This is a genomic window from Streptomyces sp. NPDC002788 (genome assembly GCF_053592115.1).
The window spans coordinates 314,178-340,644 of record NZ_JBSFVB010000003.1; the positions used below are offsets into that span (position 1 = coordinate 314,178).

Below are 26,467 nucleotides of genomic sequence, written 5' to 3' on the forward strand. Positions count from 1 at the left end.
ACTGATCAATGACACTTGACGACCTTGCTGCCGCGGTCCTGGACACGGACGCGGACAGCGCGAGTTTGGGTGCGTACTCCTTCATCGAACTCGGCGGCGACTCACTGCGCGCCATGCGGCTCGCCGCCCTGGCCCGGGAACAGCTGGGCGTGAGAATCCCGATGAAGGCCCTGCTCGGCGGCGAGCCGTTGGCCGCCGTCCTGGCCGGTGCCGAGGTGGAGGACGCGCCGCGGGAGGTCGTAGCCGCCGCTGACGCGGCGGCTCACGAGAGCGGGCTGTCCCGCACCCAGCGGGGCATGTGGCTCATCGAGAGCATCACCGGCGGCTCCCCCTACAACCTGGTGTTCACCGCCTTCGTCGAGAAGGGGGACCTGGACGTCGAGGTCCTCAAGGAGGCCATCGCCCGCACCGTATCCCGCAACGAGGGGCTGCGCACCGTCTTCACCGAGGACGAGGCCACGGGCGCCGTGGTACGCACGGTGCTGGACGAGCACACCGCGGAGTTCACCGGGATCGTCTGCGCCGGGGAGGCCGCCGGCTTCGAGGACGAGGTACGCCGTACCTCCCAGGCGCACACACGGCGCCCCTTCGACCTCAAGGCTGCGCCCGCCGTGCGCTTCCTGTACTTCACCCACGCCTCGGGCCGCCAGGCCGTCGTCCTGACGGCACATCACATGGTGCTCGACGGCTGGGCCGTGGGCCTGGTCTTCAGGGAACTGCTCGCCCACTACGAGGAGCTGTCCGGCGGAACACCCGCGGACTTCGGCCCGGGCGTCCCCCTCGGCACCCTCATCCGGCGCCAGGAGGAGCAGCGGGCGGGCGGCCTGTGGGACCGACAGACCGACTTCTGGACCCGGCACCTGGACACCGTGCCAACCGTCCTGGAGCTGCCTGCCGACCGGCAGCGCCCCGCGGTGCAGGACGCGGCGGGCGACCGTCGGCCCCTCGACCTGGGCGGCCCGGCCAGTGCCGCCGTCACCGAGATGTCCCGCGCCCTGGGCATCACCCCGTTCGCCCTGCTGCTCGGCGCGTTCGCGTTGACGCTCGGCCGCACTGCCGGGGTGCGCAGTCTGCTGGTCGGCGTACCGCTGCTCGGCCGGGACACCTCCGAGCTCGAGGGCCTCGTCGGAGTGGCGGGCAACCTCGTTCCGGTGCGGATCGACATCGACGACTCGGCGTCGGTCGCCGGCTACCTGCGCTCCGTGCAGCACTCGCTGACGCTCAGCATCGACGCGGGGCAGGTGCCGTTCGAGGAGCTGGTCGCCCGTCTCGGCATCGAGCGCAGCGTGGGCTGCCACCCGCTGGTCCAGGTGTGCTTCGGCATGCACGACCAGCTGGTTCCCCAGCGTCTGGGCACCTCCGCGCTCGACGTCCGGATCGAGGAAGGTCACGGCGGCGGCGCCCAGTTCGACCTCACCCTGCTGGTGGGGCAGGCCGAACCGACGCTCGCCGGCCATGTCGAGTACGCCACCGCCGTATGGACACAGACCGAGGCCGACGGGTTCATCGCCGACTTCCGCGCCGCCACCGAGGCGCTGGCGACCGCCCCGGACACGGTACTGGAGGACGTGCGCTGCCTGTCCGCCGAGCGCCGTGCGCAGCTGGCCGCGGTCAACGACGTACGCGAGGAGTTCCCGGCCACCTCCATGGACGAGCTGTTCCGCCAGGTGGCGCGGCGCTCGCCCGACGCGGTCGCGGTCCGCGAGGGAGACGTCGAACTGACCTACGCGGAGCTGACCCGGGCGGCCGACCGGCAGGCCCGGCTGCTGCGGCAGGCGGGTGTCCGCGACGGTGACACCGTCCTCGTCGGGGTGGAGCGCTCCGTCGCCGAGGCCGTGGCCGCCCTCGGCGCGCTCTTCGCCGGCGCCGCATATGTCGGTGTGGACCTCGGCCTGCCCCTCGCGCACACCGAACTGATCGTGGCCAAGGCCGCGCCCGCGGCCGTGATCGTCCCGGCGGACAAGGCGGACCACCCCGCGCTGCGGGACGTGGCGGCCGTAACTCCCTGGGAGGCGGCCTGGGCCGACTCCGCCGACGCGGCGGACAGCACCGGGCGTCCCGCCGCCGACTGCGGGCGCCGGGCCTACGTCGCCTTCACCTCCGGCTCCACCGGGCAGCCCAAGGGCGTCAGCGTCCCGCACCGCGCCGTCATCCGCCTGGTCCACCAGGCGGACTACGTGCGCACCGGCCCCGGCGAGCGGATGCTGCGGCTGTCGCCGCTGCCGTTCGACGCCTCGACGCTCGAACTGTGGGGCGCGCTCCTCACCGGCGCCACGCTGGAGATCTATCCTGCCGACTCGCTGCCCTCCCCGAGCGAGCTGGGCGCCTTCCTGGGCGAGCGGGAGGTGACCGTCGCCTGGCTGACGGCGGGCCTGTTCCGGCTGGTCGAGGAGTTCGCGCCGGACTCGTTCGGCGCGCTGAAGCAGCTGCTGACCGGCGGTGACGTCGTACCGCACGACCACGTCGCCAGTGCCCTGGCCCGCCACCCCCACCTGGTGGTCACCAACGGCTACGGGCCCACCGAGAACACCACGTTCACGACCACGCACACGGTCACCCGGCCCGAGGACGTGGCGGGACCGCTCCCCATCGGCACCCCGCTGCCCGGCACCCACGTTCATGTCCTCGACGAGCGGGCCAGGCTCCTTCCGCCCGGCGCCGTGGGCGAGCTGTACACCGGCGGCGAGGGACTGGCCGACGGATACATCGGCGACGAGGCCGAGACCCGGCGGCGTTTCGGACGGTTCTCACCCGACGTGCCCGAGCGGCTCTACCGCACCGGCGATGTCGTACGCCTCGACACCCGGGGTCGGCTCGCCTTCCTCGGCCGTGTCGACGACCAGGTCAAGCTGCGCGGCTACCGCATCGAACTGAGCGCCATCAGCGATGTGCTGACGGGCCACCCGCAGGTCAAGGACTGCGTGGTGGTCGTCACCGGGGCCGACAGCGCCGAGAAGCGGCTCGTGGCGGCCGTGGTGCCGGATCCCGGTGCCGCCCCGGGCACGGACGAACTGCGCAGGTATCTGGCCGCCTCGCTCCCGGACTACATGGTGCCCACGCTGTGGGCGGTCGTCGACCGCATCCCCGTGACCGCGAACGGCAAGGTCGACCGCAAGGCGCTGGCCGCCGTGGCCACGGCCGCGGGGCGGGCTCCCGCCCCGGCGGCGCCCGCCGCGCAGCCGCCCGCCGACGACGTGGCGACGCGGATCGCCGAGCTGTTCGCCACGGCCATCGAGCGCACGGGCAACCGCCCCAGGAAGACCGCCGGGCCGGTCGACGCCGACACCGACTTCTTCGCGATGGGCGGCACGTCGCTGGGCGCGGTCCAGCTGATCCGCCTGGTCAAGCAGGAGTTCGGTCTGACGCTGCGGCTGCGCGACTTCCTGCTCACCCCCACCGCCGCCCATGTGCGCCACCTCGTGGAGGACCTCGGAAGGGCGGACGACCAGTGAACGGGACGGCGGCGGTGGCCCGGCCCACCGAAGCGATAGCCGTCGTCGGAATGGCGTGCCGCTACCCGGGCGCCGCCGACGTAGGCGAGTTCTGGCAACTGCTGCGCGACGGGCGTGAAGGCATCACGCGGTTCGACATCGACGCCCTCCTCGCCAAGGGCGCGGACCCTTCACTTGTGCGGCGCCCGGAGTTCGTACCGGCCAAGGGAGTGCTCGACGGTTCGCGCAACTTCGACTGGACGTACTTCCGCTACAACCGGGCCGAGGCGGCACACATCGACCCGCAGCAGCGGGTGTTCCTCGAATGCGCCGCGACCGCCCTCGACGACGCCGCGCTCGACGCCGGCCGGTTCGAGGGACGCGTCGGGGTGTACGCCGGGTCCGACCGGACCCTGCTCGACAGCTCCGGCGAACTCAGCCCCCTGGTCCGCATGGTGAGCCATGAGAAGGACTTCGTGGCGACCCGCGTGGCGTACAAACTCGGACTGCGCGGCCCCGCGATCACCGTGCAGACGGCGTGCTCCACGTCGCTCACGGCGATCCACATGGCGCGCCAGGCGCTGCTGACCGGCGAGTGCGACGCGGCGCTGGCCGGCGGTGTCACCGTGTCGCCGCCAGGCGAGTGGGGCTATCTGCACGAGCAGGGCAGCATCCTCTCGCCCGACGGCCACTGCCGCCCCTTCGACGAGAAGGCCGCCGGCACCGTGCCCAGCGAGGGCGTGGGAGTGGTCGTCCTCAAGCGTCTGGAGGACGCGCTGCGGGACGGCGACCGGATCGCCGCGGTGATCCGGGGCTCCGCCCTCAACAACGACGGTTCGGACAAGCTGGGTTTCACCGCGCCCTCCATCCCCGGCCAGAGCGAGGTGATCCGGCACGCCCAGCGGGCCGCCGGGATCGAGCCGGGCGACATCGACCACATCGAGTGCCACGGCACGGCCACCCCCATGGGCGACCCGGTGGAAGTGGCGGCCCTCACCGATGTGTTCGGCACCGCACAGCGGGACCACCCGACCTGGCTGGGCTCAGTCAAGAGCAACATCGGCCACACGAGCGCGGCGGCCGGGGTGGCCGGGTTCATCAAGACGGTGCTGATGATCGAACACCGGGAACTGGTGCCGACACTGCACTACACCAAGCCGAACCCGCTGCTCGACCTGGACATGTCACCCTTCGAGGTGTGCGTCGACAGCCGCCCGTGGCCCGCGGGCCGCACCCCCGTGGCCGCGGTCAGCGCCTTCGGCGTGGGCGGCACCAACGCCCATGTCGTCCTCGCCGCCGCGCCCCTGCCTCCGGCACCCGCCGAGGGCTCTTCGGCCCGGGCCCTGCTGCTCTCCGCCGCCACGCCCGAAGCCCTCGGACGGTACGGTCCTCAGCTCGCCGAGCGGCTCGAAGGCGACTGCGCGCCGGCGCTCGACGCGGTGGCAAGGACGCTGGCGGACCGTAGGCAGCATCCGCACCGGGCCTGTGTCGTCGCGCGCGACCATGCCGAGGCGGCACGGCTGCTGCGCGGTGTGCGCGTACCGCAGCGGCGGTCGCTGTCACAGGTGGCGTTCCTCTTCCCAGGGCATGGAGTGCTGCGGCACCCGGCGGGTGCCGCCCCGTACCGGCTGATGCCGGTGTTCCGTGAGCACTTCGACGAGATCGCCGACTTCGCCAGGGCCCGCTTCGGGATCGACCTGTCCTCGGTGGTCTCCGGCACCCCCGTGGCACCGGAGTGGTTCGAGGACTGGGCGCACCAGCAACTGGGGCTCTACACGCTCGGCTACGCACTCGCCCGGCAGTTGCAGGAGTGGGGGGTGAAGCCGGCGGCCCTCTTCGGCAACAGCGTCGGCGAGTACGCCGCCGCGACGCTCGCCGGAGTGTGGTCGCCGACCGACGGGGCCGTCCTGGTCCACGAGCGCGCCGAAGGGCTGCGGGCCACGGCACCCGGCCGGATGCTCGCGGTCAACGCCCCCGTGGAGGAAGTGGCCCGCAGGGTGCGGCTGGGCGACGAGGTGACCGTCTCCATGTTCAGCCGGGGCGGCGTGGTGCTCTCCGGCCCCGCGCAGGCCATGACGGAGCTGATCGAGGGCGACGCGCTGGCCGACCTGGACCTGAAGCCGCTCAACGTCGACCGGGCCGCTCACTGCGAACTGCAGGCCCCCGTGGCCGACCGTCTCGCGGAGCTGATCTCGGCCATGCCCACCCGGCTGCCCGAGCTGCGCGTGGTCTCCAACGTCACCGGCGACTGGGCCGACTCCGACGCCGTGTCGGGCCCCGACTACTGGGGCGCGCATGTGCGCAGGCCCGTCCAGCTGGACGCCGGTATGGCGACGTTGCTCGGCTCCGACTGCGACACGTTCGTCGAGCTCGGCCCGGGCAGCACGATGCTGGGCGCGCTGCGCCTCTCCCCCCAGTGGGACCCGGCCCGCGCCGCGGTGCCGCTGCTGGGCAGGGAGCAGGACGAGGAGCGCGGACTGCTGCGCGGCCTCGGGGCGCTGTGGGAGCGCGGCCTGGATGTCGTCGGCCCCACCCTGGCCGCGGCCGGGACGGCCCTCGACGGTACGCCGGACACCGCCCGCCGGTGCTCGCTGCCGGGCCACCCCTTCGCCGAGCAGGACCCCGGGACCGAGGCACCGCGCCCGGACACCGCGCGGGCCGACGGCGCCGACCGGGGGTCCGCGGCCCGGCGCCGGGTCGAGGAACTGTGGTGCCGGTCGCTGGGCGTGACGTCGGCCTCCGACCCGGACAACTTCTTCGACCTCGGCGGTGAGTCGCTGGTGGTGCTGAACCTGATGACTCAGCTACGGGAGAAGGCTCACGTCGTCGTCCCCGTCGCCGAGTTCATGCGTGATCCGACCTTCGGCCACCTGCGCCGGGTCGCGGAGGAGCAGCTGGGCGACGGGCCTCTCGGGGAGACCGTGGCCGAGGCCGCCGTCACCGAGGCGGCCACCCCACCCGAGCCGCGCTTCATACGGCTGCGTGAGGGCTCAGGCAGGCCCGTGTTCCTGGTGGCGGACGCGGCCGACTCCACGTTGAGCTACCTCGCTCTGGCCGACGGCCTGGACACGAGGCGCCCGGTGCTGGGGCTGGAGCCCAGGGGCGTCGACGGGGCGCGGATCGAGGAGATCGCCGCGTTCCACGTGGAGACGCTGACCGGGCTCCAGGCCGAGGGCCCGTACACCATCGGCGGCTGGTCCTTCGGCGCCGTCGTGGCCCATGAGATGGCGAGCCAACTGGCACGGCGCGGGGCACGGGTCGACCTGCTCGTCTGCCTGGACGCGTACATGCCCGGCCAGGCGGGCCGCCGCATCGGTGCTGACCCCTCGTTCGTGCTGGGGCACCTGCGGCTCATGGCCTGCGCCGCACTCGGAGTGGGTGAGGCGGGGGCGCAGGCCCGGCGTAACCCGGCACTGCGCAGGCTGCTGGTCGACAAGTTCCGCACCTTGGCACGCTACCGGCCCCGACCGGCCGGCTGCCCGACCGCGGTGTTCAAGGTGGGCGTCGGAGCCCGGGAGGCCCGGCAGCTGCGCCTTGGCCTGAAGGGACTGTACGGGCCCGACGCCACCGTGGTGCCGGTGGCCGGTGAGCACTGGTCGATGCTGCGAGAGCCCTATGTGGGTGATCTCGCCGCAAAGCTCAGCGGCCTGCTGGCCGACGACTCGATCGAGGAGCGGCACGATGGCGAGTGACCAGACGACGGCCACCGCAGCCGACGTACCCGAGTCGGCGCCCGGGCCGTCCGCCGGGCCGGCGCTGCTGCGCAACCGGTCCTTCCAGGCGCTGTGGAGCAGCGAGGCGTTCGCCGGTGTCGGCGAGCACGCCGCGGGTGTCGCCTATCCGCTGCTCATCCTGGCCACGACGGGTTCGGCGGCCGCCGCCGGACTCGTCGGCTCGTCCCAACTGCTCGCCCAGGGCCTGATGTCCTTCTGGGGCGGCATCCTCGCAGACCGGATGGACCGCAAGCAGTTGCTCATCGGCTGCAGCCTGCTGCGGGCGGCACTGCTCGGTGTGTTCACCCTGCTGGTCCTCGCGGACGCGGTGAACGTGGTCGTGACGCTCGGCATCGCCATCCTGTCGGCGGCCTGCTTCGGTCTGTCGATGCCCGCCGGCATGGCGATGATCAAGCAGTTGGTGCGGCCCGACCAGCTCGCGCAGGCGACCGCGCAGAACCAGATCCGCTGGTTCGGCGCCATCACGGCGGGACCGTCCATCGGCGGTGCCCTGTACGGGGTGACACGGGTGCTGCCGTTCATTGGCGCGAGCATCTCCTTCGCGGTCTCCACCGTGCTGATGCTCTTCGTCAACAAGACGCCACGACCGCTCGCCGTGCCCGGGGGGAAGAAGGAACTCCTCGGCGGTTTCCGCTACTTGGCGAAGCACCCGGTGCTGGGTCCGCTGATCGTCAGCGTCACGCTGTCCAACCTGGCGTTCAACACGACCGGGATCTCACTGGCCGTCATCGCCACCGGAACCGAGCGCGGAGCGTCCGAGTCGTTCATCGGGCTGACCCTCGCGATCGCTGGCGCCGGCGGGCTGGCCGGGGCGCTGATGGCAGAGTTCGTCATCAAGCGGGCCCGTCCGTCGGCAGTGTTCATCGCGGGCTACTGGATCGGGCCGATCGCCGCCGTGCTCCTCGCGATCCTGCCCGGGGTCGTACCGCTCGGCATCGTCGTCGCCTGCGTCTACATCCGCGGACCGATCATCAACGCGCTGTTCCTCACCTACGCGGCCAAAGTCGTGCCCGAGGAGCTCCAGGGCCGGGTCCTCGGAGCGATCGTCTTCAGCTCCACGATCGTCTCGCCCCTCGGCGTCCTCACGATCGGCGCCGTCTTCGAGGCCGCGGGCCCGGCCTGGGTCTTCGCCACCATCGGCGCCATCGCCACCCTCGGCGCCCTGCCCACCCTGACCAAGGGCATCCGAACCCTGGCCTCGGCCCAGGACCTGACGTGAATCGAACCCACCACCAAGGAGTTGCCATGACACAGGAGATCACCGAGGCCACCCCGGTAGACGCCGACGCGGGGGTGCCGGGCGGGCAGGCGGACGCGCTGCCCCCGGAGTTCTTCACTCACCCGATCGACGACCGGAACGCGACCTACGCGGAGCTGCGGTCCTCCTGCCCCGTGCGCGCCATCAACCATCCGCCCGGCGCCGAGGCGTACATCGTGTCGGACTACGAGATGGCGCTGAAGGCGTTCGGCGACAGCCGTATCTCCAAGTCCCTGGACAACGCGCCGAAGTGGTTCCGCGACCAGCTCTTCGACAACAGCCCCGTCCAGGCTCGCAACATGCTCATCGCGGACGCCCCGGAACACTCGCGGCTGCGCAAGCTGGTCAGCAAGTCCTTCGTTCCGCGCCGCATGGAGAAGCTGCGCCCGCGCATCCAGGAGATCGCCGACGACCTCATCGACACGTTCCCGGAGTCGGGCGAGATCGACCTGATGGAGTTCGCCCGCGTCCTGCCCGTCATGGTCATCTTCGAGTACCTGCGCGTGGATGTCTCGGACCGCGAGATGCTCTACGACTGGTCCAAGATCCTCGGCGGCGCCCCGTACGCGGACGAGGAGGCCAACAACCGCCTCAAGCAGGTGAGTTCCGCCTTCGAGCAGTACATCCTCGATCTCCTCGAGGCCCGCCGCTCCGACCTGGGCGACGACCTGGTGAGCCAGCTCCTGCGCGCGGCCGACGAGGAGGGCACGTTCACCATCGACGAGATCGCCTCGACGATGTCGCTGGTGATCATTGCGGGCCAGCGCACCACCACCAACCTCATAGGCAACGGCGTCCACGCCTTGCTCACCCACCGCGACCAGTTGGACCTGCTGCGCTCCCAGCCCGACCTGGTGGTCTCCGCGGTCGAGGAGTTCCTGCGCTACGAGTCGCCGAGCTACCGCGGCACCCTGCGCGTCGCCGCGCAGGACATGGAGATCGGCGACGTCCCCATCGGCAAGGAGGCGTTCGTCCATCTGCTGATCGCCGCCGCCAACCGCGATCCGAATATCTTCGAGGACCCCGACCGCCTGGACATCACCCGCACCAACAACCGTCACCTCACCTTCGGTCACGGTCCTCACTTCTGCCCGGGCGCCCCGCTGTCCCGCCTGGAGGGCCATGTCGTCTTCCCCACGCTGCTCCGCCGGCTCGAGGGCCTGACCCTGGCCATCGACCCCGCGGACACCGAGTGGGTGTATGACAACTCGGTCAGCCGCGGACTGGCGAAGCTGCCGGTGTCGTACGAGCGTCTGCGGCCCCGCTCCGCCGCCTGCACCTCCGAGGAGCCGGCCATGACCGGCTGCCCCGTCGCCCACGGGGGTTCCTGACCATGCGGATCCTCGTACTGGGCGGTACGGCCTTCCTGTCGCATGCCGTCGCCGCCGAAGCCGGACGCCGAGGACACGAGGTCATCTGCGCGGCGCGCGGCACCTCCGGGAACGTCCCGGACGGTGCCACGCTCGTCAAGGTCGACCGGGACGCCCCCGACGGCCTCGCCCCGCTGGCGGGCATCGACTTCGACGCGGTGGTGGACGTGGCCACCATGTCGTACCCGTGGGTCCAGGAAGCGCTGCGGGTGCTCGGCACGCGCGCCCGGCACTGGACGTTCGTGTCCTCCATCAACGTGTACGCCGACGCTGTCACCGCCGGGCAGAACGAGGACGCGGCCCTCCACGAGCCGGCCGAGTCCGGCGCGGCGGCACTGGAACGGATCGATCACCCGCATCTCTACGGCGCCATCAAGGTCGCCTGCGAGAACGCGGTGCGTGCCGCCCTGGACGAGCGGGCGCTGATCGTGCGCTCCGGGCTCATCGTGGGCCCCGGCGACGTCTCCGACCGCTTCGGCTACTGGCCCGCGCGGATCTCCCGCGGCGGCCGCGTCGCCGTACCCGACGTCCCCGAGCAGCCCACGCAGGTGGTCGACGTACGCGACCTCGCGGCGTGGATCGTCGACGCGGGCGAACAGGGCATCGCGGGCACCTACAACGGAGTCGGCCCGAGCCTGCCCTTCGGCGAGCTGCTCGACCTGATCGTCAAGACGGTCGGCGCATCGGACACCGACCTCGTCCCGGTCTCCGAGGAGCACCTGGACCGGGCCGGGGTGCAGGTGTGGCGGGGACCGAAGTCGCTGCCGCTGTGGGTGCCCCCGGAGGACCGCGGATTCCTGGCCCACGACCACACCCGGGCCGTCGCCGCCGGTCTCACCCACCGCCCGCTCGAGGACGTCGTCCGCGATGTCCTCGCCCACGAGCGTCGCCTCGGTCTCGACCGCGAGCGCGAGGCGGGGCTCACCCCGGCCGAGGAGGCCGAGCTGCTGCGGAAGCCGGAGGGAGCACCGCGATGAGCGCGAACAGCTGGCGCAGGATCGGCACGGGCGACCCGGCCCGTACGGTCCTGGCGGTCGACTTCGACTCCACCGGCAGGCCGGAGGCCGACTTCCGCCGCCTCGCCGCGCGTCTGACGCCGCGGGAGATCTGGCAGACCGCCCAGCCCGCCGAGGCCGAGAACGAGCTGCTGTCGGCGCAGGACTATCTGCGCCGGTGGCGCCGGCTCCCGGAGGGCCCCCGGCATGTCGACACCGTCATGGGCTACTGCGTGGGCGGTGTGTTCGCCGCCGCGCTCGCCGACGAGATCGCCGCGGAGCAGGGGGAGCGGCCGGCGCTGCTGCTGCTCGACCCCGAGCCGGTGGACCGGCTGAGCCTGTACCGCGACTTCCGCAAGACCGTCGACACCCTCACGGTGGTGCCGGAACAGGAGCGGTCCGACGCGGTCGCCGAGGTCCTGGCGGTCTGTGAGGCGGCCGGCGAGGAGGACTTCACCGCCACCGCGGCCCAGGTCGTCAAGGTCTACGAGACCGTCGCCGGCACCGCGTTCGACCTGCTTGGGTTCGACGAGGAGACCAGCGAGGACCTGCTCGGCCTGTTCCGGTCCTACGTCTCCTACCTGCACGCGGCCCGGCAACTGCACCCGGAGGAGGGGTGGGCCGCGGCGCTCGCCCTGACCTCGGCGCACGGCGGTCCGGGTGCCGTGCACGCACGCGCCGTACGGCGCTTCCCCGTGGACACCGCGGCGCTGCTCGACACCCCGGACGTGGCCGAGGCCGTACACCGATTCCTGTTGGAGCGTGGCGCATGACCGTGCACGACACACAAGCACCGCCCGCCGCCGGCCCGTTGCCGGCCGCCGACTGGGCCGACCACGCCCTCGCCTGCGCGGCGGCCTACATCCACCGGCTGACCTCGGAGGGGGACCTGGCGCTCACGGTGGCCGGCCTGCCCGGGCCGCTCAGGCTGTCCGTCGAGCCCACGACGACCCTGCCCGAGCTGGTGGAGCGGGTCCGCGCGGCACGCACCTCCCCGGTCGCGGCCGAGGCCGCCGCCACGCCCGCCGGCACCCAGGTGCTCCTCGACGCCGGCCCGGTGGCGGTGGACGACCTCGCCCTCGTCCTCACCCTCGACGCGGACGGCCGCCTGAACGCCGGGGCGCGGGGCAACCCGGACCGCCACAGCGACGAGGAGGTGGCGGCGCACACCGACCGGCTCAGCCACTTCACCCGGCGCCTGCTGGAGGCCGGCCCGACGGCCGAGGTGGGCGGCATCGAACTGCTCACGCCGGCCGAACACCACCAGATCATGCACGTGTGGAACGACACCGCACACCCGGTGCCCACCCTGACGCTTCCCGAGCTGGTCGAGGCGAACGCAGCGGCGCACCCGGAGCGGACCGCCCTCAGCCACCGTGACCAGCGGCTCAGCTACGCCGAGCTGGACGGGCGCGCCAGCCGGATCGCCCGGCTGCTGATCGCCGACGGCGCCGGCCACGGGGACATCGTCGCCATGGTGCTGCCGCGGTCGGTCGACTACGTCGTCACCGCCCTCGCCATCGTCAAGACGGGCGCCGCCTATCTGCCGGTGGACACGAGCTACCCGGTGGAACGCATCAACCAGGTACTCGCCGACGCCGGGGTCACCCATGTGGTGACCGTGCGGGAGATGACGGACTCGGTCCTGGTACCCGCGCGGCAGCTGGTCCTGGACGCCCCGGACGCCGTGGCCCGGCTCGCGGCGGCCACCCCCGCCCCGCCCACGGACGCCGACCGGCGCGCACCGCTCACCCCCGACTCCCCGGCGTACGTGCTCTACACCTCGGGTTCGACGGGACGCCCCAAAGGCGTGGTGGTCGCCCACCGTGCCATCACCAACCGGCTGCACCACATGCAGCACCAGATTCCGCTGGGCCCGGACGACCGGCTGCTGCAGAAGACGCCGGCCGGGTTCGACGTGACCGTGCGCGAGGTGTTCTGGCCGCTGCTCGCCGGAGCGTCGATCGTGGTCGCCGACCCCGACGGGCACCGCGACCCCGCGTACCTGGCCGAGACGATCGTCACCGAGAACATCACCATTACGCACTTCGTGCCCTCCGGCCTGAAGGTGTTCCTGCGGGAGCCGGGCGCCGCCGCCTGTACGAGCCTGCGCCGTGTGGTGTGCGGCGGCGAGGCCCTGCCCGCCGAACTGCAGGCGTGGTTCTCCTCGGTCCTCGACGCCGACCTGTTCAACGTCTACGGCCCCACCGAGGCGGCCGTGGACGTGACCTCGATGCTGTGCCCGAAGAAGCCCGAGCCCGGCCCGGTGCTGATCGGCCGGCCGGTATGGAACACCCGCCTGTACGTGCTCGACGAGCAGCGCCGCCAGCTGCCGCCCGGGGTGACCGGCGAGCTGTACCTCGCCGGTGTCCAGCTGGCCGAGGGATACCTGGGCCGGCCCGACCTGACCGCTGAGCGCTTCGTCGATGACCCGTACGGCGGGCCCGGCGCCCGCATGTACCGGTCCGGGGACGCGGCGCGCTGGCGGGCCGACGGCGTCATCGAGTTCTTCGGCCGGCTGGACCACCAGGTCAAGATCCGCGGGTTCCGGGTCGAGCTGGGGGAGATCGAGTCCGTCCTGCTGCGCGACGGGCAGCTCAGCCAGGCGGTCTGCCTCGTCCGCGAGGACACCCCGGGCGACCAGAGACTGGTGGCGTACGTAGTCTCCGCGAACGACGCGGCCCCCGACCTGGACAAGCTGCGTGCGCAGGCCGAGTCGGCACTGCCCGACTACATGGTGCCGAGTGCGTTCGTCGTCCTGGAGCGGCTGCCGCTCACCGCCAACGAGAAGCTGGACCGGGGGGCCCTGCCCCGGCCCGAGTCCCAGGTGGCCCGCGCGGGACGTGAACCGGCCACGGCGGCGGAGATCCTGGTGGCTGAGCTGTTCACCGAGCTTCTCGGCGTCCGGGACGTCGGCGTCGAGCAGCACTTCTTCACCTCCGGCGGCAACTCCTTGCTGGCCACCCGGCTGATCAACGACATCCACGAGCGCTCGGGTGTGCGCCTGCGGATCAGGCAGCTCTTCGACGATCCGACCGTCGGCGCGATCGCCTGCCTCATCACCCCCTAAACCGCCCACATCACCCCGTGGGCCGCGTCCCGGGCGGTGCCGGCACATCCCTCGCCGACACCGCCCGGGCTCGCCACCGTGGACGCGGGACCGCCCGCCGGGCGTCCACGCCCTTTCCCCTCCCCGGCCGACCACGGCCCTCTCATTTCGGTCTCGGAAACGGAGCAGTCCGACATGCGCACTCTGAAGGTAGCTCTGCTGGGTTGCGGCGTCGTCGGCAGCGATGTCGCACGGTATCTGGCGGCTCATGAAGCCGACCTCACCGCACGCATCGGCGCCCGGGTGGAGCTCGCCGGGGTGGCGGTGCGCCGCGCGGACCTGCCTCGCCCCGGCATCCCCTCCCACCTCGTCACAACCGACGCGGACGCCCTGGTGACCCGGGGCGACATCGACGTCGTGATCGAGGTCATCGGCGGCGTCGACCGCCCGTACGACCTGATCACGAAGGTGTTCGCCCACGGCGCCTCCGTCGTCAGCGCCAACAAGGCCCTGATCGCCACCGAGGGCGCCGCACTGCACGCCGCCGCCCGCGACAGCGGCGTCGACCTGTTCTACGAGGCCGCGGTGGCCGGTGCAGTGCCCCTGCTGCGGCCGTTGCGCGAGTCCCTGGCCGGCGACCGGGTCACCCGGGTGCTCGGCATCGTCAACGGCACCACCAACTTCATCCTCGACCGCATGGACACCGCCGGCTGGGAGTACCCGAGGGCACTGAAGGAAGCCATGGCCCTCGGCTACGCGGAGGCCGATCCGACCGCCGACGTCGAGGGCCACGACGCGGCCGCCAAGGCGGCCATCCTCGCCGGGCTCGCGTTCAACACCCGGGTCCGCCTCGACCAGGTGCACCGCGAGGGCATCACCGACATCACCGCCGCGGACATGGCCGCCGCCCGGTCCGTGGGCCGGGTGGTCAAACTCCTCGCCGTCTGCGACCGCGCCCCGGACGGCGACATCACCGTCCGGGTACACCCGGCGATGCTGCCCGCCGGCCATCCGCTGGCCTCGGTGCGCGACGCGTTCAACGCGGTGTTCGTGGAGGCGGACGCCTCGGGGCAGCTGATGTTCTACGGCCCCGGCGCCGGCGGGGCGCCCACGGCCGCCTCCGTGCTCGGCGACCTCGTCGCCGCCTGCCGCAACCGGCTCGCCGGTGTCACAGGGTCCGACGACACGGCGTACGAACGACGCCGGGTTCGGCCGATCGGGGACGTGGTCACCCGCTACCACATCACCCTGGACGTGACGGACCAGCCGGGTGTCGTCGGCGCCGTGGTCGCCGTGCTCGAACGCCACGGGGTGTCCGTCGAGGACTTCCGGCAGACGCGCGCCGACGGCGGCGCCCGGCTGTTCCTGTCCACCCAGCGCGCCACGGACAGGGCGCTCACCGCGGCCGTGGCGGCACTGCGCGACCTGACACAGGTGCGGGGCGTACCGCGCACCATCCGAGCCGAGGCCCTCTGACTACGGGGGCTTTCCACCGCCACCCGTACGCTCCCGGCCGGAAGGGCCGCACGATGACGACAGCCCCCCTCCACGATCCCACCCGGCGTGGTTTCGCCAGCGACAACCACGCCGGGGTCCACCCCGAGGTGCTGGCGGCGATCGCCCGCGCCAACGGCGGCCACCAGCCGAGCTACGGCGATGACGTCCACACCGAAAGACTGCGGCGGGCCGTCCGGGGCCACTTCGGTCCCGCAGCGGACGTTCACACGGTCCTGAACGGCACCGGGGCCAACGTGGTGGCGCTGCAGGCCATGCTCGACGTCTGCCAGGCCGTCATCTGCGCCGAGTCGGCACACATCAACGTGGACGAGTGCGGCGCACCGGAGCGGGTGGGCGGCATCAAGTTGCTGCCCGTCCCCACCCCGGACGGCAAGCTCACCCCCGAACTGGTCGCCCACCGCGCGGCGGATCTCGGCAACCGGCACCGGGCACAGCCCAGGGTCGTCTCCCTCACTCAGTGCACCGAGACCGGGCTCTGCTACACCGTCGACGAGATCCACGCCCTCTGCGAGCAGGCCCACGGCCTGGGTCTGCTGGTGCACATGGACGGCGCCCGCATCGCGAACGCGGCCGCCCACCTCGGCGTGTCCCTGCACGACATGACGACGGCGCCGGCGTGGACGTGCTGTCGTTCGGCGGTTCCAAGAACGGGCTGCTCCTCGGGGATGCGGTGATCGTCCTGGAGCCGCGAGCCGTACGAAGCCTCGGACTCATCCAGAAGTCCGTCATGCAGCTGGCCTCCAAGGCCCGATTCGTCTCGGCCCAGTTGGACACGCTGCTCGACGGCGACCTGTGGCTGCGCTCGGCGGCCCGCGCCAACGCCATGGCCGACCGGCTCCACAGGGCGGTGCGCGGGCTGCCGGGCCTCACCGTCACCCGCCCCGTCCAGACCAACCACGTCTTCGCCGTCCTGCCGCCGGACATCACGCGGCGGCTGCTGAAACGCTTCCCGTTCCACGTCTGGAACGAGCGCACCGGTGAGGTCCGTTGGGTGACCGCCTTCGACACCACCGAGGAGGACGTGGACACGTTCGCGGCCGCCGTCGAGGAGGAACTCGGGACCGGCTGAGGCAAGCAGAAGGCGGCACCACCGGTCGAACCGGTGGTGCCGCCTTCTGCTCAGTGTCAGCCGACGACGGTCCAGGTGTCGCCGCCGGCGAGCAGCGCCGCCAGGTCGCCCTTGCCGTTCTGCTCGATCGCGCTGTCGAGTTGGTCGGCCATCTGGGTGTCGTACACCGGCCGGTCCACCGAGCGGAAGACACCGATCGGCGTGTGGTGCAGCGTGTCCGGATCGGCCAGGCGCGACAGGGCGAAGGCCGTGGTGGGGGACGCGGAGTGGGCGTCGTGGACCAGGATCTGCGCCTCGTTCTCCGGGGTCACCGTGACGACCTTCAGGTCACCGGTCCGCGCGTCCCGGACGACGCCGCGCGAGCGGTCCGCGCCGAAGCGGATCGGCTCACCGTGCTCCAGGCGGATCACCGCCTCCTCGTCCTGCTGCTTGTCCTTGAGGATCTCGAAGGCGCCGTCGTTGAAGATGTTGCAGTTCTGGTAGATCTCGATCAGCGCCGTACCCCGGTGGGCGGACGCCTCGCGCAGCACCTGCGTGAGGTGTTTGCGGTCGGAGTCGATGGTGCGGGCCACGAAGGACGCCTCCGCGCCGATCGCCAGCGACACCGGGTTGAAGGGTGCGTCCAGCGAGCCCATCGGCGTCGACTTGGTGATCTTGCCGGCCTCTGACGTCGGCGAGTACTGCCCCTTGGTCAGGCCGTAGATCCGGTTGTTGAACAGCAGGATCTTGAGGTTGACGTTGCGGCGCAGGGCGTGGATGAGGTGGTTGCCGCCGATGGACAGGGCGTCTCCGTCACCCGTCACCACCCACACGCTCAGGTCCCGTCTGCTGGTGGCGAGTCCGGTGGCGATGGCCGGGGCACGGCCGTGGATGGAGTGCATCCCGTAGGTGTTCATGTAGTACGGGAAGCGCGAGGAGCAGCCGATGCCCGAGACGAACACGATGTTCTCGCGGGCCACGCCCAGCTCCGGCATGAAACCCTGCACGGCGGCGAGGATCGCGTAGTCACCGCAGCCGGGGCACCAGCGCACTTCCTGATCGGACTTGAAGTGCTTGGGCAGGAGGCGGAGTTCAGTGGTCATGGATGATCGCCTCCAGGGCGTGGGCGAGCTGCTCTTCCTTGAACGGCAACCCCGTCACCTGGGTGACGGACCGCACGTCGACCAGGTACTTCGCCCGGACCAGGGTGGCGAGCTGGCCGAGGTTCATCTCCGGCACGACGACCCGCTCGTACCGGCGCAGGACGATGCCGAGGTCGCGCGGGAAGGGGTTGAGGTGGCGCAGGTGCGCCTGCGCGACCGGCTGCCCGGCCCGGCGCAGCCGCCGTACCGCGGCCGTGATCGGCCCGTACGTCGAGCCCCAGCCCAGGACCAGTGTCTTCGCCTCGTCCGGGTCGTCGACCTCCAGGTCCGGTACGTCGATGCCGTCGATCTTGGCCTGCCGGGTGCGGACCATGAAGTCGTGGTTGGCGGGGTCGTAGGAGATGTTGCCCGTGCCGTCCTGTTTCTCGATGCCGCCGATGCGGTGCTCCAGGCCCGGCGTTCCCGGGATCGCCCAGGGGCGGGCGAGGGTCTGCGGGTCGCGCTTGTACGGCCAGAACACCTCGGTGCCGTCGGCGAGGGTGTGGTTGGGTCCCTGCGCGAACCGCACGTGCAGGTCCGGGAGTTCGTCCGGCTCCGGGATGCGCCAGGGCTCGGAGCCGTTGGCGAGGTAGCCGTCCGACAGCAGGAACACCGGCGTGCGGTACGTCAGCGCGATCCGCGCCGCCTCCAGGGCCGCGTCGAAGCAGTCGGCCGGCGTCTTCGGCGCGATCACCGGGACCGGCGCCTCGCCGTTACGGCCGTACATCGCCTGGAGCAGGTCGGCCTGCTCGGTCTTGGTCGGCAGACCGGTCGACGGGCCGCCGCGCTGAATGTCGACGATCAGCAGCGGCAGCTCCAGCGAGACCGCCAGACCGATGGTCTCCGACTTCAGCGCCACACCCGGGCCGGACGTCGTCGTCACCGCCAGCGAGCCGCCGAAGGCCGCGCCCAGCGCCGCGCCGATGCCCGCGATCTCGTCCTCGGCCTGGAAGGTCCGTACGCCGAAGTTCTTGTGCTTGCTCAGCTCGTGCAGGATGTCCGAGGCCGGGGTGATCGGGTAGGAGCCCAGGAACAGCGGCAGGTCCGCCTGCCGGGACGCGGCGACCAGGCCGTAGGACAGGGCGAGGTTGCCGGAGACGCTGCGGTACGTGCCGGCCGGGAACGCGGTGGCCGCCGGGGCGACCTCGTAGGAGACGGCGAAGTCCTCCGTCGTCTCACCGAAGTTCCAGCCCGCGCGGAGCGCCGCGATGTTGGCTGCCGCGATGTCGGGCCTCTTGGCGAACTTCGACTTCAGGAACGTCTCGGTGCCCTCGGTGGACCGGTGGTACATCCACGACAGCAGGCCCAGCGCGAACATGTTCTTGCTGCGCTCGGCCTCCTTGCGGGAGAGGTCGAACTCCTTCAGCGCCTCCACCGTCAGCGTGGTCAGCGGCACCAGGTGGAGGCGGTAGCCGTCGAGTGAGCCGTCCTCCAGCGGCGAGGTCGCGTAGCCCGCCTTCTGGATCGCCCGACCGGCGAACTCGTCGGTGTTGACGATCACTTCGGCGCCGCGCGGCAGATCGCCGATGTTCGCCCGCAGCGCCGCGGGGTTCATCGCGACGAGTACGTCCGGGGCGTCGCCCGGCGTGAGGATGTCGTGGTCGGCGAAGTGCAGCTGGTAGGAGGAGACCCCGGGCAGCGTCCCGGCGGGGGCTCGGATCTCGGCGGGGAAGTTCGGCAGTGTGGCGAGGTCGTTGCCGAACGACGCGGTCTCCGCGGTGAAGCGGTCGCCGGTGAGCTGCATGCCGTCACCCGAGTCGCCCGCGAACCGGATGATCACCCGGTTCAGCCGGCGGACTTCCTTCATGTACACGGTGCTCCTCTCGTCGCGCTCGGATGGAAGCCGCAGCCGAAACTATGGGGCGAGAGGGGGTGCGTCCCAGCCTCCGGCCAAGTCCGCTCCCGATCTTGGCAAGTCGCTCAAAGAGCACCGCCCTCTGCCGTCCGTGCCCGGGCCGGAGCGCTCCGTGTGCGGGCCCCGGTCCGCCGCTGCTGGGGCAGGCGCACGGTCGGGGAGACCCCGCGCAGCGTGAGCTCCCAGATCTCAGCGACCTGAGTCACCGCGCGGATGTGGTCCGGCCCCGCGGCCTCGCCGCCGGTGTGGATGAGCACCTCGGCGCCGGTCACGAGATGCGTGGCCAGGGAGAGGAGCGCACGCGGGTCGCTGCCGGGGCTCAGGGTCTCCTCGGGCACACGGGTCGCGAGATCCTCGATCACCGGAAACCACGAGGAGGGCCAGGGGAAGGTGGTCGCCACCCGCTCGCGGCTGAGCCCGGCGGCGGCCCGGACCACGGAACTCTCCTCGAGCAGACCGACGACGGCGAGGGTGATGGCGATGATGCTCTCCAGCGGGGGCTGACGTGTTCTGAAGATCCGTTGCACCACTTCGCCGGTGAGCGCGATGCCGTGTTGCTGCACCGCGTCGGCGAGTGCGGCCTTCGAGTGGAAGTGGAAGGTCAGCGCGCCCATGGAGGTGCCCGCCGCCCCGCAGATCCGTCCCAGTGACGTGGCCTCGAAGCCTGCGGTGTCGAAGGCGTCGGCGGCGGCCCGGATGAGGGACTCCCGGGTCCGGACAGCTCTTCCCTGTTTCACCGTGGACAGCCTCTGCGGGACGAGCGGTCGTCGTGTTCCGCGCACGCCCGCGGTCGCGTCATCACTGGTCTCCTCTCGATGCGATGGGACGGGTTGCCGTCCAGCTTCTGGTGGCGAGAGCTCCGTCACAACGCCGACTTCCGATAGATGTACGGGTTTTGGAGGCCGCATCTGCGTCCATGCCCGTTTTTTCCGGAAATGCCGGTGAGTACTTCGGTGACTTGCCGAAGTCTCACCGAAAGCGCCCACCGCTTCAAAAACAAAGAGAACGTTCGCTATTGTTTTCTCGTCGGGCAGGCACCTGGAGGGAGCGCACCATGGCCGGGCAGCACCTGGTTCTGTCGCCGCAGTGGAGTATGGCCTCGCTGAACACCTTCAGCGACACACTCTTCGGACATCTCCCGCGGGCCGACCAAAGACGATGGGCCCTGGGCTACCTGCGCGGGCTGCTCACGACGCCGGGCAAGAAGTCCATACGCCGCCTTGCCGCCGCGATCTCGGCGTCGCCGACGGCGTCGCAGTCCCTGCAGCAGTTCATCAACACCAGCCCCTGGGACTGGGAACCGGCCCGTCAGGAACTGACCCGATTCGTACAGGGGCGCACCGCGCCCCTGGCCCTGACGGTCGTCACGGCGTTCCTGCCCAAGCGCGGCGCGCACTCGTGCGGGGTGCACCGTCGTTTCGTGCCACGGCTGGGCCGGACCATCAACTGCCAGATGGGAGTCGGGCTGTTCCTCTCCTCCGGGGACATGCACCTGCCGGTGGACTGGCGTCTGATGCTTCCCGAGCGGTGGAGCGACGACGCGGACCTGCGTGAGCGGGCCAGGATTCCCGGAACAGCCCGCCATCGCCCGTACTGGGAGCACATCCTCGATCTGCTCGACGTGGTCTCGTCCCGCCCGGGGTTCACCGCGGTCCCCGCGGTGGTGGACATGAGCGAGTGCCCCGACGCGCCCCTCCTCGTCAACGCCCTGAGCCGGCGCGGGCAGGGCTTCGTCGTGGCGGTGCCGCCCGGTCTGCGAATACTCCCGCTCGGCCCTCGCGCCGCCCCTGCCGACCCCCGGGACGCCCAAGGCGCCCTGTCCGTCCAGGAGTTCCTGCACCGGCACGGCACCCGGCAGACATACGCCACGGTGCACGCCCCGGGCCGCGGTGACGTGAGGATGCTGTCCACCCGGGTCCGGCTGCCCGGCAGCACGCAGACCTGCCGCCTCCTCGCCGAGTGGGACCCCACCCGGCAGGGGACCCCGCGCGCATGGCTCTCCACCCTCCTCGACGAGCGCGCCGGGCGCATCGCCGCGCTCGCCCACCTGACTTCCGGCGCCGCCGCCACCGTGAGCCGCCTCGAGGAGGACTGCGGCCTCCTCGACTTCGAGGGCCGCTCCTACCCCGGCTGGCACCACCACATGACCCTGGTCTCCGCCGCCTACACCTACAGCCGCCTCTACTCCCCGGCCTCCACCGCCCCCGCCGCGCCCGAGGTCCCGGACCCGCTGCCCCGCACCGCCTGAGGCGCCTGGGGGCGTTCGGCGAGGAACGACCTGTACCACGCGGCCGCGGAGGCGAGGCGGGCGAGCGGGCCGGGGCCCTCCGGGCAGCCGGTGAGGCGCCAGATCTCCTCGCCGCGGTACCAGTGGTCGAGGGCGAGCAGGGAGAACTGGCGCTCGCTCATCAGGCCCGGCACCTCGCGCAGTCGGCGTACACAGGCGTCCCAGGGCCATGACTCGGTCACCCTGGGCAGTACGCCGAGGGAGGCGAGTGTGGTCAGGAGGTCGCGGACGCGTACGGGGCGGGTGTGGGCGGCGTGATGAACGCCCGTGGGCGGCGCGTCCGGCATGAGGGCCGTCGTCGTGATCAGACGTGCCAGGTCCTCGGCGTCGATGAGGGACAGCAGGCCGCGCCCGCCGTCCCAGAGGGCCGGAACCCGCGCGAGCAGTTCGGCCAGCGCCGGGACAACCCAGCGGTCGCCCTGGCCCACGATCAGACCGGCCCGCAGCACCGTGCCGCCCGTCGTCAGCACGTGCCGCTCGCTGTCGAGCCGGGTGGCGCTGGCCGCGGAGACCGGCGCCGGCGCGATCTCGTTCACTCCGAGCCCGCGGTGCGGCCCGGCTCCGTACACCGCGGTCGTCGAGAGCTGGACGACGCGTCGGACACCGCTGCGGCGGGCCTGCTCGGTGAGCGTCGCGGTCCCCCGGACGTTGACGGCCTCGCACGCGCGCGCCTCGCCGGACACCCGGGACGCGAGGTGCACCAGGACGTCCACGTCGTCCAGCGCTCCGGACAGCGAGGACGGATCGGTCAGGTCCACGGGCCGCCATGACGGGCCCGACTCGTCCCGGAGCCGTCCTCCGGGAGGCGTGCGCACCAGGGCGCGCACGTCGTCGACGCGGCCGTCGGCGCGCGCTTCGAGGAGCCCGCGCAGCACCACCGAACCGACGAAGCCCGTGGCTCCGGTGATCGCCACGCGGGGCGGCCTCACGCGGTCGCCGCCGACTCGTCGTTGGGGATGACGAGCTGTGCGACGACCTCGTCCGGCGCCAGAGCGGGCAGCATGCAGCGCCACATGGCGGCGATCAGCTCGGGCAGGTCGGCCCGCTCGCTGGAGATCTGGGACATGATCTGCGTACCGGTGAACGCACCGACGATCACGCGCGCGAAGTCCGCTTCGTCGACGGAGGGGCGCAACTGTCCCCTCGTGCGCGCCTCGACCAGGGTCTCACGGAAGTGGTCGATCCAGAACTCGTAGATCGAGTACTCCTGAAGCCCCGATTCGTTCTGCTCCACCGCCAGCCGGACGCCGGCCCGCAGCAGCGTGTTGGTCTTCAGTTCGCGCGCCAGGTACCCCGTCATGTCGAGCAGTTGCTGGAGGCCGGGCTCGCTCGGGGGGAACTCCAGATCGGCGGCCTGCTCCATGATGACGGCTCTGGCCAGGGCTTCCTTGTTCTTGAAGTGGAAGTACATGGCCCCGGCCGTCAGCCCGGCCCGTTCCAGGATCTTGTTGACGCTCGCGCCGGAGTACCCGGCCGTGTCGAAGATCTCGGCCGCCGCCCTGAGCAGTACTTCTCGGGTACGAACGGCACGTTCCTGCCTGCGTTGTGCCATCACTGACCGCCTCAACCTCTCGACAAACAAAAAGAACGACCTCTATGTTATCCGGGCGGCACGCATGAGTGTCCGTTCGTTATCGCTTTGGCATTCGCCAGCAGCCCAAGGGGAGGACTGCCGTGTCGCTTCAGCTTGCTCAACTGCCTGTGACGGCCATGCCCACTGCCATTCCTCGGTCGTACACGCACAAGCGCGAGGCGTCCGAGGTATTGCTGAGCAACTGGTGCCGCAGGGGGGTGGACTCCTACGCGGTGGAGGCCGGCTGGCCCGGGCAGCATGCCTTCTACGAGACCCGGCTCGGCATGCACGACCCGATGCTGCTTTGCGAGACGGTGCGCCAGACGTTGCCGCTGCTGTCCCACGGCGCCTACGAGGTACCGCTCGGACACCAGCTGCTCTGGCAGGACTTCGCCTGGGAACTCGACGCGGACGCCCTGCGCAGTGACGGCGGCGCGGTCGGCATAGACCTGCGCATCACGTGCACGGACGTCAAGCGCCGCAAGGCACGCGCCTCTGCTCTGGCGCTGCGCTTCGAGGTCGTGCGGGACAGCACGGTCCTCGCCGTCGCGCGCACCCGCTTCACGATCCAGGACGGGACCGTTTACGAACGTCTGCGGGGCCGTTACGCCGACATACCCGGCCTGCACGCGGTTCCCCTGCCTTCCCCCGCGTCACCCGAGCGCGTGGGGCGGAGCAGTTTCGAGGACGTGGTCCTCTCGCCCACCGACTCCAGCACCCGCTGGCAGCTGCGCGTCGACCGGGCGCATCCGATCCTCTTCGACCACCCCGTGGACCACGTGCCCGGCATGCTGCTGCTCGAAGCCGCGCGCCAGGCGGCGCAGGCCATGGTCCACCCGGACTCCGCCGTGGTGGTGGGGATGAGCGTCGTCTTCGCCCGCTACGCCGAGTTCGACACCACCTGCTGGATCGAGTCCGCCTCGCTCCCGGACGACCTGAACGGCAACCGCAGGGTGCTGGTCACCGGCCGGCAGCAGGACAGGGACATCTTCTCCGCGGTCGTGTCCATCGCCTCGGTGGCGGGCGGCTGATTCCCCCGGGGCGGAGCGCCCGGGGGAACGAAGACCATGATCGAGAAGCTATTGCCGCCTTTGGTCGCCGTGGCGGAGTCGTTCGGTGATCCGGCCCATGCCCCGCTGCTCGGCGCCGAGTCCGGGATCGTGGCGGGTGCCGTCGGGAAGCGCAGACGGGAGTTCGCCACCGTGCGCTGGTGTGCCCGGCGGGCCCTCACGGACCTGGGCATCGCACCCGTCCCCATCCTCACCGGCGAAGGCGGTGCCCCCGCGTGGCCGGACGGTGTTGTCGGGAGCATGACGCACTGCGATGGATACCGGGCGGCGGCGGTGGCACACGCCGGTGAGGTGCGCGGTGTCGGATCGACGCCGAGCCCCACCTCCCGCTCCCCGAGGGAGTGTTCGCGTCCATAGCCCTGCCCGCCGAGCAGCGGCGGGACGCGGAACTGCGCCGCCTGGCGCCCGGCATCCACTGGGACCGTCTGCTGTTCTGCATGAAGGAATGCGTCTACAAGGCATGGTTCCCGCTCACCCACCGCTGGCTGGACTTCACCCAGGCGGACATCACGGTCGAGTGCGATGGCAAGTTCTCCGCCCGCATCCTGGATCACGATCCCGCGGTACCCGGCGACGGGTTCACGGGGCGGTGGCAGGTTGGCCAGGGTGTCGCCGTTGCCGCCATCGCTGTGGTGTGCTAGGGGTACTGACCCGTCAGGTCAGGGACGCGGCTGGCGGGCCCGACGCAGCGATCCGCCTCGCCGGCACATGCGGCTACCTTGCGGACAGTACCGAGAACCACCGGCTGGCGGAGATGCTGCGCGTCCGGCCCTGGGACTTTGGAGCCGCGTGTGCTCCGCTGGTCCTCGGAGCGGAGGCGGTCCGGCCGCACGCGGACGGCGGGTCGAACTGTCTGGTGTCGAGTGCACCGAGGGATTCCAGAGGCTGGTCGTCCTCTCGCAAGTCGCCCGCGAGCGGCCGGAACCGGACCTTGACCATGCCGACGTACGCCTGGAGATCGTCACGGGAGCGGATCGCGCACGGATCCGGCGCCTGAGCGAGGAAGCCGGCCAGTACACCAACGTCGTAGATCCGCAGGACTGGCTTTCCCGCTGTCCCCACCTCGAACGCATCGCGGGGGAGTTCCGGGAAGAAGGCGGCTTCTTCGACTGCCGCCGGGGCGTCGTCTCCGGCCCGCATCCCTGCGGATACACCATGGAGGACGTAACTCGGGCCCTGGCTTGCACGGCCGAGTCACCCTGGCCCACGCTGACCCACAAGGTGAGCGTTCAGGAAGGCCTGCACGCTCTGTAGGCGGACGTGGGTGGACCCGAGTACCGCACCCTCATCCATGAGGACGTCCACTCCTTCAGCGTCCAGAGGGCCGTCGAGGCGAGGGAAGTCGCGCTCAAGGTGGTGAAAGGCCTGTGCGGTTCTTCACCCGTGGGACACCAGCGACTCCTCCGGTACGCCCCTGAGCTGGTGGCCTGGGCCGCTTGCCGCAAGCTTCCCCTGGACCAGTTGCACCGCTCCGACCGGCACGCCGTGGACTGGAGCAGGGAAGTCCATGGGCCGTTCGCCGGGAACGTCGCGGAGGTGGCACATGATCTTGTCGAGCGATACAAGCGAGTCCGAAAGGACACCAAGGTGTTCTTTCACGAGGCCAAGCAGCTCGACGTGTGGCTGGACATCCTCGACCCCTCCCGGATCCGACGCCACCCCTGAACCTCTGTCCCATCCTCTAGCCTGGACCGTGGGAAAATCGGCGGCACAGCGTGGGAAACGATCTTCTGGCAGGGCCGCATAGGTCCTGACCAGCGAGTTCCGTCGGTGCCCCACCATGGAGCACCGACGAAAGTGCTCTAGCTGCACCGACGGAATGGGCGGCATCGCGATGGCGATGCCGCCCATTCCTGTTTCTGCGGTGTGATGTGTGTCTCTGGGCACGGTGAAGCGGACCGTCGGTGGCTGAGGGCCGTCGGCGGTCCGCGTTCGTGTGTGGATCTTGCTTGAGCAGCTCTCGGGGCGTGGCCCCTGTGAGGAAGGTCTCAGCCTGGGTGATGTGGCCCTTGGGGGTCCAGGTGCCCGGAGAACGGCTCTCCGATGGGCGAGCCGCAGATCGTCACGGCCTTCGCACTGGCCGTTCCTTCCGCCGGGCCGTTCGCCGCGCACGGGGCGGTACCGCGGCACTGCGCGC

16 protein-coding genes and 2 pseudogenes are annotated in these 26,467 nt (G+C 71.3%); 13 read left to right on the top strand and 5 right to left on the bottom strand.

The genetic code is table 11. The annotated features are described in order from the left end of the window. Positions 1–8: 8 nt before the first annotated feature. The 9 genes and pseudogenes from ACWD1U_RS08105 (at position 9) to ACWD1U_RS08145 (ending at position 16,424) form a co-directional block, all read left to right on the top strand. Positions 9–3,452 carry a non-ribosomal peptide synthetase gene (locus ACWD1U_RS08105; protein ID WP_451105490.1) on the top strand — a complete coding sequence of 1,148 codons (3,444 nt, stop codon included), beginning with the start codon at positions 9–11 and terminating at the stop codon, positions 3,450–3,452. Further along, the gene (locus ACWD1U_RS08110) at positions 3,449–7,123 is read left to right on the top strand and encodes a type I polyketide synthase (RefSeq protein ID WP_451105492.1); all 3,675 of its coding nucleotides are present in this window, start codon (positions 3,449–3,451) and stop codon (positions 7,121–7,123) included. Before ACWD1U_RS08105 ends, ACWD1U_RS08110 begins: the two co-directional genes overlap by 4 nt. After that, positions 7,113–8,384 carry an MFS transporter gene (locus ACWD1U_RS08115; protein WP_451105494.1) on the top strand — a complete coding sequence of 424 codons (1,272 nt, stop codon included), beginning with the start codon at positions 7,113–7,115 and terminating at the stop codon, positions 8,382–8,384. The genes ACWD1U_RS08110 and ACWD1U_RS08115 overlap by 11 nt, the downstream gene beginning before the upstream one ends. 26 nt (positions 8,385–8,410) lie before the next feature. Continuing rightward, the gene (locus tag ACWD1U_RS08120; protein ID WP_451105496.1) at positions 8,411–9,754 is read left to right on the top strand and encodes a cytochrome P450 family protein; all 1,344 of its coding nucleotides are present in this window, start codon (positions 8,411–8,413) and stop codon (positions 9,752–9,754) included. 2 nt (positions 9,755–9,756) lie between these two features. Then, on the top strand, positions 9,757–10,770 hold the full coding sequence (locus tag ACWD1U_RS08125) for an NAD-dependent epimerase/dehydratase family protein (protein ID WP_451105498.1): 1,014 nt from the start codon (positions 9,757–9,759) through the stop codon (positions 10,768–10,770). Next, the gene (locus ACWD1U_RS08130) at positions 10,767–11,561 is read left to right on the top strand and encodes a hypothetical protein (RefSeq protein WP_451105500.1); all 795 of its coding nucleotides are present in this window, start codon (positions 10,767–10,769) and stop codon (positions 11,559–11,561) included. The genes ACWD1U_RS08125 and ACWD1U_RS08130 overlap by 4 nt, the downstream gene beginning before the upstream one ends. Next, a complete protein-coding gene (locus ACWD1U_RS08135) occupies positions 11,558–13,858 on the top strand; it encodes an amino acid adenylation domain-containing protein (RefSeq protein WP_451105502.1) in 2,301 nt (766 codons plus the stop codon). The genes ACWD1U_RS08130 and ACWD1U_RS08135 overlap by 4 nt, the downstream gene beginning before the upstream one ends. A 174-nt stretch (positions 13,859–14,032) precedes the next feature. Beyond that, complete coding sequence (locus ACWD1U_RS08140; RefSeq protein WP_451105504.1) at positions 14,033–15,313, top strand: homoserine dehydrogenase; 1,281 nt, start codon at positions 14,033–14,035, stop codon at positions 15,311–15,313. 53 nt (positions 15,314–15,366) lie between these two features. After that, positions 15,367–16,424 (top strand): annotated as a pseudogene (locus tag ACWD1U_RS08145) (threonine aldolase family protein). Positions 16,425–16,480: 56 nt separating this feature from the next. Here ACWD1U_RS08145 and ACWD1U_RS08150 read toward each other — a convergent pair. The 3 genes from ACWD1U_RS08150 to ACWD1U_RS08160 all read right to left on the bottom strand — a co-directional run bounded on the left by ACWD1U_RS08150 (position 16,481) and on the right by ACWD1U_RS08160 (position 20,137). Continuing rightward, on the bottom strand, positions 16,481–17,506 hold the full coding sequence (locus ACWD1U_RS08150) for a 2-oxoacid:ferredoxin oxidoreductase subunit beta (RefSeq protein WP_451105506.1): 1,026 nt from the start codon (positions 17,504–17,506) through the stop codon (positions 16,481–16,483). Continuing rightward, positions 17,496–19,352, bottom strand: coding sequence for a 2-oxoacid:acceptor oxidoreductase subunit alpha (locus ACWD1U_RS08155; protein ID WP_451105508.1), 1,857 nt, complete (start codon positions 19,350–19,352; stop codon positions 17,496–17,498). Before ACWD1U_RS08155 ends, ACWD1U_RS08150 begins: the two co-directional genes overlap by 11 nt. Positions 19,353–19,465: 113 nt before the next feature. Beyond that, positions 19,466–20,137: a TetR family transcriptional regulator gene (locus ACWD1U_RS08160; RefSeq protein ID WP_451105510.1), complete on the bottom strand. Its 672-nt coding sequence runs from the start codon at positions 20,135–20,137 to the stop codon at positions 19,466–19,468. A 317-nt stretch (positions 20,138–20,454) separates the two neighbouring features. Here ACWD1U_RS08160 and ACWD1U_RS08165 point away from each other — a divergent pair, with 317 nt between their 5' ends. After that, positions 20,455–21,648 carry an IS701 family transposase gene (locus ACWD1U_RS08165; protein ID WP_451105512.1) on the top strand — a complete coding sequence of 398 codons (1,194 nt, stop codon included), beginning with the start codon at positions 20,455–20,457 and terminating at the stop codon, positions 21,646–21,648. Here the strand turns inward: ACWD1U_RS08165 and ACWD1U_RS08170 are convergent. Next, complete coding sequence (locus tag ACWD1U_RS08170; RefSeq protein ID WP_451105514.1) at positions 21,582–22,601, bottom strand: NAD-dependent epimerase/dehydratase family protein; 1,020 nt, start codon at positions 22,599–22,601, stop codon at positions 21,582–21,584. The genes ACWD1U_RS08165 and ACWD1U_RS08170 overlap by 67 nt on opposite strands. Positions 22,602–22,612: 11 nt before the next feature. Next, the gene (locus ACWD1U_RS08175; protein WP_451105516.1) at positions 22,613–23,239 is read right to left on the bottom strand and encodes a ScbR family autoregulator-binding transcription factor; all 627 of its coding nucleotides are present in this window, start codon (positions 23,237–23,239) and stop codon (positions 22,613–22,615) included. Between the two features lie 158 nt (positions 23,240–23,397). Here ACWD1U_RS08175 and ACWD1U_RS08180 point away from each other — a divergent pair, with 158 nt between their 5' ends. The 3 genes and pseudogenes from ACWD1U_RS08180 to ACWD1U_RS08190 all read left to right on the top strand — a co-directional run bounded on the left by ACWD1U_RS08180 (position 23,398) and on the right by ACWD1U_RS08190 (position 25,995). Further along, positions 23,398–24,291, top strand: coding sequence for a ScbA/BarX family gamma-butyrolactone biosynthesis protein (locus tag ACWD1U_RS08180; RefSeq protein WP_451105518.1), 894 nt, complete (start codon positions 23,398–23,400; stop codon positions 24,289–24,291). Between the two features lie 36 nt (positions 24,292–24,327). Next, a pseudogene (locus ACWD1U_RS08185) lies at positions 24,328–24,971 on the top strand (4'-phosphopantetheinyl transferase family protein). Between the two features lie 619 nt (positions 24,972–25,590). Beyond that, positions 25,591–25,995 carry a hypothetical protein gene (locus ACWD1U_RS08190; RefSeq protein ID WP_451105520.1) on the top strand — a complete coding sequence of 135 codons (405 nt, stop codon included), beginning with the start codon at positions 25,591–25,593 and terminating at the stop codon, positions 25,993–25,995. Positions 25,996–26,467 lie beyond the last annotated feature (472 nt).